The 12,102-nt window shown below is 69.1% G+C and carries 12 protein-coding genes; 6 read left to right on the forward strand and 6 right to left on the reverse strand.

Features of this window, described 5'->3' with window-relative positions; translation table 11 throughout:
* Nucleotides 1-103: 103 nt before the first annotated feature.
* Nucleotides 104-784 carry an MspA family porin gene (locus tag A5750_RS18400; RefSeq protein ID WP_197505462.1) on the reverse strand — a complete coding sequence of 227 codons (681 nt, stop codon included), beginning with the start codon at nucleotides 782-784 and terminating at the stop codon, nucleotides 104-106.
* Between the two features lie 377 nt (nucleotides 785-1,161).
* Between A5750_RS18400 and A5750_RS18405 the strand changes: the two genes are divergently transcribed.
* A complete protein-coding gene (locus A5750_RS18405) occupies nucleotides 1,162-4,149 on the forward strand; it encodes an acyl-CoA synthetase (RefSeq protein ID WP_067264759.1) in 2,988 nt (995 codons plus the stop codon).
* Nucleotides 4,142-4,357, forward strand: coding sequence for a Trm112 family protein (locus A5750_RS18410; RefSeq protein WP_066946226.1), 216 nt, complete (start codon nucleotides 4,142-4,144; stop codon nucleotides 4,355-4,357). Before A5750_RS18405 ends, A5750_RS18410 begins: the two co-directional genes overlap by 8 nt.
* Here A5750_RS18410 and A5750_RS18415 read toward each other — a convergent pair.
* The 4 genes from A5750_RS18415 to A5750_RS18430 form a co-directional block, all read right to left on the reverse strand.
* Nucleotides 4,323-4,946, reverse strand: coding sequence for a TetR/AcrR family transcriptional regulator (locus A5750_RS18415; RefSeq protein WP_067264762.1), 624 nt, complete (start codon nucleotides 4,944-4,946; stop codon nucleotides 4,323-4,325). The two genes, A5750_RS18410 and A5750_RS18415, sit on opposite strands and share 35 nt — an antisense overlap.
* Nucleotides 4,947-5,058: 112 nt before the next feature.
* Nucleotides 5,059-5,877 carry an ABC transporter permease gene (locus tag A5750_RS18420; RefSeq protein WP_197505460.1) on the reverse strand — a complete coding sequence of 273 codons (819 nt, stop codon included), beginning with the start codon at nucleotides 5,875-5,877 and terminating at the stop codon, nucleotides 5,059-5,061.
* Nucleotides 5,811-6,566, reverse strand: a complete 756-nt coding sequence (locus tag A5750_RS18425; RefSeq protein ID WP_067264773.1) for an ABC transporter ATP-binding protein — start codon at nucleotides 6,564-6,566, stop codon at nucleotides 5,811-5,813. Before A5750_RS18425 ends, A5750_RS18420 begins: the two co-directional genes overlap by 67 nt.
* Before the next feature lie 39 nt (nucleotides 6,567-6,605).
* Nucleotides 6,606-7,883, reverse strand: coding sequence for an ammonium transporter (locus A5750_RS18430; protein ID WP_066946221.1), 1,278 nt, complete (start codon nucleotides 7,881-7,883; stop codon nucleotides 6,606-6,608).
* 71 nt (nucleotides 7,884-7,954) lie between these two features.
* Here A5750_RS18430 and A5750_RS18435 point away from each other — a divergent pair, with 71 nt between their 5' ends.
* Nucleotides 7,955-8,566, forward strand: coding sequence for a DNA-3-methyladenine glycosylase (locus A5750_RS18435; protein ID WP_067264776.1), 612 nt, complete (start codon nucleotides 7,955-7,957; stop codon nucleotides 8,564-8,566).
* Here the strand turns inward: A5750_RS18435 and A5750_RS18440 are convergent.
* Nucleotides 8,563-9,630: a bile acid:sodium symporter family protein gene (locus A5750_RS18440; protein ID WP_255396763.1), complete on the reverse strand. Its 1,068-nt coding sequence runs from the start codon at nucleotides 9,628-9,630 to the stop codon at nucleotides 8,563-8,565. The two genes, A5750_RS18435 and A5750_RS18440, sit on opposite strands and share 4 nt — an antisense overlap.
* Here A5750_RS18440 and tyrS point away from each other — a divergent pair.
* The 3 genes from tyrS to A5750_RS18455 all read left to right on the forward strand — a co-directional run bounded on the left by tyrS (nucleotide 9,575) and on the right by A5750_RS18455 (nucleotide 12,102).
* Nucleotides 9,575-10,846, forward strand: a complete 1,272-nt coding sequence (tyrS, locus tag A5750_RS18445) for a tyrosine--tRNA ligase (protein ID WP_067264785.1) — start codon at nucleotides 9,575-9,577, stop codon at nucleotides 10,844-10,846. The genes A5750_RS18440 and tyrS overlap by 56 nt on opposite strands.
* Before the next feature lie 76 nt (nucleotides 10,847-10,922).
* On the forward strand, nucleotides 10,923-11,297 hold the full coding sequence (locus A5750_RS18450) for a DUF732 domain-containing protein (protein ID WP_231989246.1): 375 nt from the start codon (nucleotides 10,923-10,925) through the stop codon (nucleotides 11,295-11,297).
* Nucleotides 11,298-11,325: 28 nt separating this feature from the next.
* On the forward strand, nucleotides 11,326-12,102 hold the full coding sequence (locus A5750_RS18455; protein WP_082959145.1) for a tetratricopeptide repeat protein: 777 nt from the start codon (nucleotides 11,326-11,328) through the stop codon (nucleotides 12,100-12,102).

The following is a 12,102-nucleotide window of genomic DNA, read 5'->3' on the forward strand; positions in this document are numbered from 1 at the left end:
CGCACGCGAGGCGCCCCGGAGGCAGCCGTCCACCTGGACGGTTTGCGCCGACCCAAACCGGGTACGCACCCCCAGACGACGAACCCCCACCCTTCTGATTGGTTCAGACGGATTTGGTGACGCCGACGTAGGACAGCACCACGTCGGATTCGTCGGTCACTTGGGTCAGCGTTGCGTAGGACCGGATGAACGACTGACCCACGCACCCATCGATTTTGACGTGGAATCCGGTGACGATGACCCGCGGATTCGGGCCCGTGAACTCTTTCTTGGCCACCGGTACTTCGACTACGACACCGGGCTTGAGGCCCACGGTGATCAAGCCGCCCATCGGGGTGGTGACCAACGGCACCGGTGTCGGCGTACCGGCAAACACGCCCGCCAAGCCCAAGCCCGGGGTGACGCCGGCGTTGCCCCCGAGGGTGACGCCGTTGGACGTGCTCATGTCGATTCCACAGCCGATCTCGTAACCCACCTCGAGGACGCCGCGAGGGTGTTCGAGCCCGTCCAGTGACGCGGCGAACGTTCCGCGGGCGAGGTATTCGCGAGACGAGATTGCGGTGGTCAACGGTGCTATGGGAACTTGCGACTCGTCCTTCGCCCCGAGAGTCAGGGTCCAGCCTTCGGGCGTCGTGTAGGTCACCGGTTCGGACGAGGGCACCCGCCCGTCGTCCGGCGTGACCGCGGCGGCGTTTTCAGCGTCGGGGTCGGCGGCCGTTGGAGGCGCCGTCACCGCTGACATGACGACGCACAACGCGACCATCGCAGCGCGACGAACGACCACGGCTATCGGCCACACATGCGACACCGTATGTACGGCCCGATTCCGCTCGCGAAATTTGCCGGTCGACTCGCCAAAGTCGTTGTGCGTTCGTAACCGTTATGGGATATGGCCGCGGAAGTTTGGGGTGGAATGCCGTTCTGGGACGACCGAGAGACGATTCGGACGGTGTTCTGCCGCCGTGGCCCGACGGGAAAAAGTTAACGACGCGCGTCGCCATCGCGCTGGACGCCCCGGACGGCGGCGGTGCCCGACCGGTGTCGAAGGTACCCCCGCGCAACCGCAACGGCTGGCCGCAGTCGGGTAAATCGCCTGGCCAGGACCACCGAGCCCGCGGGTGTGCCATGATGTCGGAGCTGTCAAGACATTAGGGAGCGGCCGTGGATCTCAACTTGTCGATTGTCACGCGACCGGTCGAGCGCCTGATAGCTACGGCGCAGAACGGGCTCGAGGTCTTGCGATTGGGGGGCTTGGAAACCGGCACCGTGCCGTCGCCGTCTCAGATCGTCGAGAGCGTGCCGATGTACAAGCTCCGACGTTATTTCCCGCCCGACAGCCGGCCAGACAAGCCGCGGGTCGGCCCTCCGGTGCTGATGGTGCACCCGATGATGATGTCGGCGGACATGTGGGACGTCACGCGCGAGGACGGCGCGGTCGGCATCCTGCACGCCAACGGGCTGGATCCCTGGGTCATCGACTTCGGCGAACCCGACAAGGTCGAAGGCGGCATGCGCCGCACCTTGGCCGACCACATCGTCGCGCTCAGCCAGGCGATCGACACCGTCAGGGACGTCACCGGCAGCGATATCCATCTGGTCGGGTATTCGCAGGGTGGCATGTGGTGCTACCAGGTCGCCGCGTACCGGCGTTCGAAAAGCCTGGCCAGCATCGTCACCTTCGGTTCGCCGGTGGACACCCTGGCCGCCCTGCCGATGGGCATCCCGGCGAACTTCGCCGCGCCCGCCGCCAACTTCATGGCCGACCACGTCTTCAGCCGGCTGGACATCCCCAGCTGGATGGCGCGCACCGGGTTTCAGATGCTCGACCCGCTCAAGACGGCCAAGGCACGGGTGGACTTCGTGCGCCAGTTGCACGACCGCGAGGCGCTACTGCCGCGCGAACAGCAGCGCCGGTTCCTCGAGCGCGAAGGCTGGATTGCCTGGTCCGGTCCGGCGATCTCCGAACTGCTCAAACAATTCATCGCCCACAACCGGATGATGACCGGCGGCTTCGCCGTCAACGGGCAGATGGTCACGCTCACCGACATCACCTGCCCGGTGCTGGCCTTCGTCGGCGAGGTCGACGACATCGGTCAGCCGGCGTCGGTGCGGGGCATCCGGCGGGCCGCCCCGGACGCCGAGGTCTACGAAAGCACCATCCGCACAGGGCATTTCGGCCTGGTCGTCGGGTCCAAGGCGGCGCAGCAGAGCTGGCCGACCGTCGCCGAATGGGTGCAATGGATCTCCACCGGCGGCGACAAGCCGGACGGCATCGACCTGATGGCCGACCAGCCCGAGGAGCACACGGACAGCGGCGTCGCCCTGAGCTCCCGGCTCGTGCACGGCATCGGGGAGGTCTCCGAGGCGGCGCTGGGCATGGTGCGCGGCGCCGCCAACACCGTGGTCGCGGCCAACAAGTCGATGCGCACCCTCGCCGTCGAAACGGCCCGCACGCTGCCGCGGCTGGTCCGGCTGGGACAGATCAACGACCACACCCGAATCTCTCTGGGCCGCATCATCGATGAGCAGGCGCACGACGCCCCGCAGGGTGAGTTCCTGCTGTTCGACGGGCGCGTGCATACCTACGAGGCCGTCAACCGGCGCATCACCAATGTCGTCCGCGGCCTGATCGAGGTCGGGGTGCGGCAGGGCGACCGGGTCGGCGTGCTGATGGAGACGCGACCCAGCGCGCTGGTCGCCATCGCCGCGCTGTCCCGGCTGGGCGCGGTCGCCGTCGTGATGCGACCGGATGCCGACCTGGCGGCGTCGGTCCGGCTCGGGGGAGTGACCGAGCTGCTGACCGACCCCACCAACCTGGAGGCGGTGCTGGCGTCGGATCGCCAAGGGCTGCGGCAGGTGCTGGTGCTCGGCGGCGGCGAGTCGCGGGACCTGCACCTGCCCGACGACAGCGACGTCATCGACATGGAACGGATCGACCCGGACGCCGTCGAGCTGCCCGGCTGGTACCGGCCCAACCCGGGGCTGGCGCGGGACCTGGCGTTCATCGCGTTCAGCACGGCCGGCGGCGAGCTGGTCGCCAAGCAGATCACCAACTACCGGTGGGCGGTGTCGGCTTTCGGGACCGCCTCGACGGCCGCGCTGGACCGCCGGGACACCGTGTACTGCCTGACCCCGCTGCACCACGAGTCGGCGCTGCTGGTCAGCCTGGGCGGCGCGGTGGTCGGCGGAACCCGCATCGCACTGTCCCGCGGCCTGGACCGCGACAGGTTCGTTCAAGAGGTGCGGCAGTACGGCGTCACGGTGGTGTCCTACACCTGGGCCATGCTCCGCGAGATCGTCGACGACCCCGCGTTCGTGCTGCACGGCAACCACCCGGTGCGGCTGTTCATCGGGTCCGGCATGCCGACGGGCCTGTGGGGCCGGGTCGTCGACGCGTTTGCGCCCGCCCATGTCGTCGAGTTCTTCGCGACCACCGACGGACAGGCGGTGCTGGCCAACGTGTCCGGCGCCAAGGTCGGCAGCAAGGGTCGCCCGCTGCCGGGCGCCGGGCGCATCGAGCTGGCAGCCTACGACGCCGAGCAGGACCTGATCCTGGAGAACGACCGTGGCTTCGTCCAGGTCGCCGAGCCGAAACAGGTCGGGGTGCTGCTCGCCGCCTCCAACGGCCCGATCGATCCCACGGCGTCGGTCAAACGGGGAGTCTTCGCCGCCGGGGACACCTGGATCTCGACCGAGTACCTGTTCTACCGCGACGACGATGGCGACTACTGGTTGGCGGGCAGGCGCGGCTCGGTGGTCCACACCGCGCGCGGCCTGGTGTATCCCGAGCGGGTCACCGACGCGCTGGGGTGCATCAACGGCGTCGACCTCGCGGTCACCTACAACGTGCCGGTGGGTGACCGGGAGGTGGCGGTCGCGGCGGTTACGCTGCTTCCGGGGGCCACGATCACCGCGGCCGACCTGACCGACGCCGTGGCCAAGATCCCCCTCGGCGTGGGTCCCGACATCGTCCAAGTGTGTCCGGAGATGATATTGAGCGCGACATATCGTCCGACCGTCAGCGCCCTGCGCGCGGCGGGAATTCCCAAGCCGGGGCGCCACGTGTGGTACTTCGACGCGGACGGCAACTTCTTCCGGAAGCTGACCCCGAGCGTGCGGGCCGAGCTGAGCGGGCGTTCCGATGGTTGACGATTCACTGCTGGAAATCCTGGTCTGCCCGGCCGACCGCGGACCGCTGCTGCTCGTGGGTGACGAGTTGCTGTACAACCCGCGGCTGCGGCGCGCCTACCGCATCGAGGACGGCATCCCGGTGCTGCTTATCGACGAGGCCCGCGACGTCGACGACGAGGAGCACGCCCGGCTCATGACACAAGGCCGTCCGGCAGATCCCCGGTGAGATAGCGCTGCAGGTTCGGCGCGATGGTGTGCGCGACCTGCTCGGCCGGTAACGACGCGAACGGCTCCAATCGCAGGATGTAGCGCGCCATCACGACGCCGACCAGTTGCGACGCGACGAATTGGACGCGGATCAATCCGCTGCCGGGCGGATTGTCAACGCGCGGACCCACTTCCACCCCGATCACGTCCTCGATGAACGTGCGGAACAGGTTGACCTCCGAGCCTGCCAGGATGGACCGCAGCGTGGCGATGAAGCCCGTGCCCAGGTCGGAATCCCAGAGCGGCAACAACATCGACGGCAGCCGGTAGCCGACTTCCTCGATTGGCACGTCGCGCAGCGGGCCGATGATGTCCATCGGGTCGATCGGTATGTGGACGGCGGCGGCGAACAGCTTCTCCTTGGTGCCGAAGTAGTGATGCACCAGTGCCGAGTCCACGCCCGCCGCGGCCGCCACCGCGCGGATCGACGTATTGCCAATGCCGTTGGTGGCGAACAACTCTCGAGCGCTGGCCAGGATACGGTTGCGGGCGTCGGAGCCGCCGGCCGGCCGCCCGGGCCGCCGGCGCCCGGGGTTGGCGATCACCACTAGGACCCCCCGTGGCGACCCGCTGCGCCCGGCTTCGCCGCGCTTGCGATCGCCACTAGCGACCCTCCGTGGCGACCCGCTGCGCCCGGCTTCGCCGCGCTTGCGATCGCCACTAGGCGGTCCGCCGACGCAGCGTCGCCGCGGCCAGGCACAGCGCGATGAGCGCGGAGCCGAACACGACGACGATGTCGCGCCCCGCGATGTATGTCAGCTGCGGGTGCGCACCCACCTGCTGCAGCGCCTCCAGGGCGTAGCTGGCCGGCATCACGTTGCTGACCCACTGCAGCCAGTGCGGCATGAGTGCACGCGGCACGATGATGCCGGCCAGTAACAGCTGCGGCACCATCACCAGCGGGATGAACTGCACGGCCTGAAACTCGGTGCGCGCGAACGCGCTACAAAGCAGACCCAACCCCACACCGAGCACAGCGTTGACGATCGCGATCACAAACACCCACGCCGGGCTGCCGGCGGTGTCGAAGCCGAGCAGCCAAAACGACACGATGCACGCCACTATGGCCTGTGCCGCAGCGGCCACCGAGAAGGCGCTGCCATAGGCGATCAGCAGGTCGAACCGGCGCAGGGGAGTGGTCAGGATGCGCTCCAGCGTCCCCGACGCCCGTTCCCGCTGCATCGTGATCGCCGTGATGATGAACATCACGAACAGCGGGAAAAGGCCGAGCAAAATCAGGCAGGCGTTGTTGAACGGCGCCGGCGTGCCCGGGCGATGCGGCGCGTTCTGAAACATGAAGTACATCAACGTGATAACCAAGACCGGCACGAACAGGATCATCGCGACGCTGCGGTGGTCGGCCGCCAGCTGGCGCAGAATCCTGGCCGTGGTGGCGGTGTATCCCTTGAGCCCTAACCGGCTTGGCGCATGGTGTTGCGCTTGATGATGGACAGAAATGCGTCCTCCAGTGACGTGCATCCGGTGTCCTCTCGTAGTCGGTCCGGGGTGGTATGCGCGAGCAGGTGACCGTCGCGCATCAGCATTAGGTCGCCGCAGTGGTCGGCTTCGTCCATGACGTGGCTGGATACCAGCAGCGTGGTGCCGGTGCGGGCGAGATCGGCGAACTGGTCCCAGAGATCCGCGCGCAGTACGGGATCCAGGCCCACCGTGGGCTCGTCGAGCACGAGCAGGTCAGGCTGGCAGACCAACGCGCACGCCAGCGATACTCGGGTGCGCTGACCGCCGGAAAGGTTGCCGCAGAAGGCGGTTCGGTGATCATCCAACCCGACCCGCTCGATCGCGGCATCGGCGGCCTGGCGGTCGAAACCGTACAGCGAGGCGAAGTAGCGAACGTTGTCGACGACCCGCAGGTCGTTGTAGATGGTCGGGTCCTGCGGCAGGTATCCGACCCGTCGGTGCAGCGAGGCCGACCCGGCCGGGTGGCCGAGCACGGTGACGGTTCCCGAGGTGACGATCTGGGTGCCGACGATGCACCGCATCAGCGTGGTCTTGCCGCAGCCGGACGGGCCGAGCAGGCCGGTGATGCTGCCGCGCCCGATCTGCACCGAGAGATCGTGCAGGGCGGGGCGCTTGCCACGTATCACCCGCAGGTGATCGATCCGGACGGCCTGTTCCGCGATTAATTCATCACGTGATGAAGTCATCATATGATGAATATCGTCCTCTACCGAGGCGCTGTCAAGGGTCTACGGGGAGCGTTCGGGCGAACCCGGGCGGCGCTGGGGCAGGTGCCCGTGCACGCCCTCGGCGTAGGCGGTCTCGGCATGCTGGGTGAGGTCCACGCCGGTGGTCTCGTCCTCCGCGCTGACCCGGAAACCCATCACCCGGTCGATCACCTTCGCGAGCACGAAGGACACCGCGAACGCGTACAGCGCGACGACGACGATCGCCAGCGCCTGCTTGCCCAGCTGGGTGAAGCCGCCCCCATAGAAGAGGCCGCGCGGGCCCGACGTCATGACCGCCGTGGCGAGGAGCCCGATCAACGACACCCCGACGACGCCGCCGACGAAGTGCACGCCGACCACGTCCAGCGAATCGTCGTAGTTGAGACGGAATTTCGCGCTGACCGCGAAGGAGCACACGATGCCCGCCGCGAGGCCCACGACCGCGGCGCCGAGCGTGTTGACGGTTCCGCACGACGGCGTGATGGCGACGAGCCCCGCGACCACCCCGGACGCCGCGCCGAACGTCGTGGGCCGGCCGTCGCGGACCTGTTCGACCGAAAGCCAGCCGAGCATGCCGAGGCACCCGGCGACGAGGGTGTTGAGGAAGATGGCCGCCGCGGTCCCGTTGGCAGCCAGCGCGGACCCGGCGTTGAACCCGAACCAGCCGAACCACAGCAGGCCGACACCGAGCAGCACGAGCGGCAAATTGTGCGGCCGCATGGCTTCCTTCTTGAAGCCGATGCGGGGCCCCAGCACCAGCGCCAGGGCCAGCGCCGAGCAGCCGGACACGATCTCGACGACGAGTCCGCCCGCGTAGTCCAGCACACCCAACTTGGCCAGCCAGCCGCCGGGGCCCCACACCCAATGCGCCACAACCGAATACACGACGACCGTCCAGACCGGCACGAACACCATCCACGCGGCGAACTTCGCGCGGTCGGCGATGGCGCCGCTGACCAGGGCGGCCGTGATGATCGCGAACGTGACCTGGAACGTGGCGTACAGGAGTTCTGGAACCGTGCCGTGCGCGGTGTCCGGGGCGATGCCCAGCATCCCGACATGCCTGAGATTGCCGAGGAACCCGCTCGCCCCGTCTTCGGAGAACGCGACGGTGTAGCCGAGCAACAGCCACGCCACCGTGACCAGCGGGATGGAGATGAAGCTCATCATGATCATGTTGAGCACGCCGGTGGTGCGGACCATGCCGCCGTAGAAGATCGCCAGGCCGGGCGTCATCAGGAGGACCAGCGCGGTGCTGGCCAGCAGCCACGCGGTGGCGGCAGGGTCGATCGGATGCATGATGCGTGCTCCTTCACAGGTCCCAAGACACCGGGATACTGCCATGGAAGCGCTGCCGGTAGGTTCGGTGGGTGGCCGCAAGCGAGCTGCTCGTCGACCCCGTCGCGGCCGCGCATCGGCTACTCGGCGCCACCCTCACCGGGCGGGGCGTCGGCGCCGTCATCGTGGAAGTCGAGGCGTACGGCGGCGTTCCCGACGGTCCATGGCCGGACGCCGCGGCCCACTCCTATCGCGGCATCAGCGGGCGCAACGCGGTGATGTTCGGACCTCCCGGCCGGCTCTACACCTACCGCAGTCACGGGATTCACGTCTGCGCCAACGTTTCCTGCGGTCCGGACGGGACCGCCGCGGCCGTCTTGTTGCGGGCCGCCGCCCTCGAGGACGGCACCGATACGGCGCGCGCCCGGCGCGGCGAGCTGGTTCGCGCGGCCGCGCGGGCGCGCGGTCCCGGCAATCTGTGTTCGGCCCTGGGAATCACCATGGACGACAACGGGATCGACCTGTTCGACCCCGCCAACCCCGTGACCCTGAGACTCAACGAGCCGCTGACCCCCGTGTCGGGCCCGCGCGTCGGGGTCAGCCAGGCCGCCGACCGGCCGTGGCGATTCTGGCTCCCCGGCCGCCCGGAAGTGTCGGCATACCGGCGCAGTCCGCGGGCGCCCGCCCCCGGAACCAGCGACTAGACGGTTTGGGTGGCGGGGGCGACCGCGCGAAAGGCGGGGTCCACCCGCCGCGCCAGGAACACGAACGCCACGGCCAGTAACGGCGCGACGGCACTGTAAATCGCGGCCGGCGTGGCCATCTCGGCGCTGTTCAGTAGCTGCGGACTCAACGCGACGCCCATCGCCACCACGGCGTTGTGCATACCGACCTCCAGGCTGACCGCAACGGCCTGTCGGGGAGCCAGCCGCATCAGGCGCGGCGCCAGATAGCCGACCGTCAGGCTCACCGCGCAGAAGGCCACGACGGCCGCGCTCAGCAGGCCGAGGTTGTGCCACAGCGTCGTTCTTCCCCCGGCGATGGCTCCGAGCACGGCGAGGACGAGAAGCGTGAGCGCCACGATTCGCACCGGTTTCTGCAGTCGCCGGGCAAGGTCGGGGAAGCGGTGGCGGACTGCCACCCCGATCGCAATGGGAACGATTACCAGGCCGATCACGGCGAAGAACTTGCCCGGCTGCAGCGGGAGAAACCGCCCTTCGCCGAGGAACCACGTCATCGACACCGCCAGAATCGCGGGCAACGCAACGATGGACAGCACGGCGTTGATCGCGGTCAGCGTGAGGTTGAGCGCCAGGTCGCCGTTGAAGAGGTGGCTGAGGATGCTGGACATCGTCCCGCCGGGGGTCGCGGCCATCAGCATCAACCCGACGGCCAGGTGGGGCTCGAGGTGGAAGCCCTCGGCGATGGCCAGGCACAGCGTGGGGAGCAGCAGCGACTGGCAGACGAGCGCGACAACCAGTGGTTTGCGAAGCGTGGCGGCCCGCTTGAAGTCGTCGACCGTGAGCGTCAGCCCGAGCGCGAGCATGATGATCACGACCACCAACGGCCAATATCGGTTGTCCATGACGCTCCGCGTTGTTTGGTGCGCTGAGTGGAAGGCGATGGCGCGACGATGCGCCGCGCCGTTAGCTTGCCTTATCAAGCAGCGCAGGAGCGAATCGCGGCCGCGGGACCGACTAAAGTCGGCGGCGATGTCTTCCGGGATCCTTGACGAGCTGGACTGGCGTGGGCTGATCGCGCAGTCCACCGACCTCGACGCGTTGGCCGCCGAGGCGCGGCGCGGGCCGTTGACGGTGTACGCCGGCTTCGACCCGACCGCGGCCAGCCTGCACGCGGGGCACCTGGTGCCGCTGCTGGCCCTGCGGCGTTTCCAGCGCGCCGGCCACCGGCCGATCGTGCTCGCCGGCGGCGCCACCGGCATGATCGGTGACCCGCGCGACGTCGGCGAGCGCACCCTGAACGAGGCGGACGTCGTCGCCGACTGGACCGAGCGCATCCGCGGGCAGCTGGAGCGCTTCGTCGACTTCGACGAATCCCCGACGGGCGCGGTCGTCGTGAACAACCTGGACTGGACGGCCCCGCTGTCGGCCATCGAGTTCCTGCGTGACCTCGGCAAGCACTTCTCCGTCAACGTCATGCTCGATCGCGACACCGTCCGGCGGCGGCTGGAGGGCGAGGGCATCTCCTACACGGAGTTCAGCTACATGCTGTTGCAGGCCAACGACTACGTCGAACTGCACCGCCGGTACGACTGCGCGCTGCAGATCGGCGGCTCCGACCAGTGGGGCAACATCATCGCCGGCGTGCGGCTGGTCCGCCAGAAGCTGGGCGCGACGGTGCACGCGCTCACCGTCCCGCTGGTGACCGCGGCCGACGGCACCAAGTTCGGCAAGTCCACCGGCGGCGGCAGCCTGTGGCTGGACCCGGCGATGACCACCCCCTACGCCTGGTACCAGTACTTCTTCAACACCGCCGACGCCGACGTCATCCGGTATCTGCGCTGGTTCACCTTCCTGTCGGCCGACGAGCTGGCCGAACTGGAACAGGCCACCCAAGAGCGCCCACAGCAGCGCGCGGCCCAGCGCCGGCTGGCCCGGGAACTGACCGTGCTGGTGCACGGCGAGGCCGCCACCGAGGCGGCCGAGCACGCCAGCGGGGCGCTGTTCGGGCAGGGCGAACTGGACCGGCTGGACGAGGCGACGCTGTCGGCGGCATTGCGTGAGGCCTCGGTCGCCGAGCTCAAGCCCGGTGGTCCCGACGGGATCGTCGACCTGCTGGTGGCCAGCGGCCTGTCCGAGAGCAGGAAGGCGGCGCGGCGCACCATCGGCGAGGGCGGGGTGTCGGTCAACAACATCCGGATCGACAGCGAGGAGTGGGCGCCGCAGCCCTCGGACTTCCTGCACGGCCGGTGGCTGGTGCTGCGCCGCGGCAAACGCACCGTCGCCGGGATCGAAAAGGTCTAGAAACCGCACCCGCAAAACGCGTTGCTGCGCAAACCTTTACCGCACCGTGTTGCGGTTGTGACCCGTACAGGCCAGGGTGGTCACGATGACGGCTTCCCGGCGTGTGGAACGGTCCCTGCTGCGCGTGCTGTTCCTGACCGCCTGCGTGGCGGCCCTGGCCGCCCCACTGGCCGCGCCCGTCAGCGCCGACATGCGGGGCAACGCGTTCCTGATGGCCCTGACCAACGCCGGCATCACCTACCCGCATCCGGCCGGGGCCCTGGCGCTGGGCCAGTCGGTCTGCCCGATGATCGTCACGCCGGGGCAGTCCTTCGACTCGGTCGCTGCCGAAATGTCCGAGCGCAGCGGTCTGGGCTACGAGTCGGCCGGCCTGTTCACCATCGTCGCCGTCGCCAACTACTGCCCGGCGGTGATAGCGCCGCTGCTGCAGAACCGGCTCACGGCGTACTAGCGCGCCGGGCCCCCGTATCCTCGGCTGCGTGGTCGACGACAGGCAGCGGGGCGAACGGCGCCCGCGCGCATCGGGCGGCTGGTCGGGGCCCGGCCGCGCCCGGCCGGCTCAGCCGCAGCAGCCCGACGGCCACCGCACGCCGGAACCAGGGCCGCCGATACCGCCGGGCGTGGAGGCCCGGCAGCTGGCGCCCGAAATCCGGGGCGAGCTCAGCACCTTGGACCGGGCCACGGCCGACGCGGTGGCGCGCCACCTGGTCGCCGCGGGTGAGTTGCTCGACGAGGACCCGGAGGCCGCGCTCGGCCACGCCCGCGCGGCGCGCGCCCGGTCCAGCAGGATCGCCGCGATTCGTGAGGCGGTCGGCATCGCCGCCTATCACTGCGGCGACTGGGCCCAGGCGCTGGCCGAATTGCGCGCCGCCCGCAGGATGGGCAGCAAGTCCAACCTGCTCGCCCTGATCGCGGATTGCGAACGCGGGCTTGGCCGCCCGGAGCGGGCGATCGAACTCGCCCGCGGACCGGAGGCGGCCCAGCTCCAGGGCGACGAGGCCGACGAGCTGCGCATCGTCGCGGCCGGCGCGCGTGCGGACCTCGGCCAGCTGGAGCAGGCGCTGACCCTCTTGTCCACGCCGCAATTGGATCCCGGTCGCCGCGGCTCGACGGCGGCGCGGTTGTTCTACGCCTACGCGGACACGCTGCTGGCGCTCGGTCGCAATGATGAAGCGCTGCAATGGTTCCTGCGCTCAGCCGCCGCCGATGTCGAAGGCGTCACCGACGCCGAAGACCGGGTCAGCGAGCTGGGCTGA

Origin of the sequence: Mycobacterium sp. 852002-51613_SCH5001154, assembly GCF_001667425.1 — a bacterium.
Classification (GTDB): Bacteria; Actinomycetota; Actinomycetes; order Mycobacteriales; family Mycobacteriaceae; genus Mycobacterium.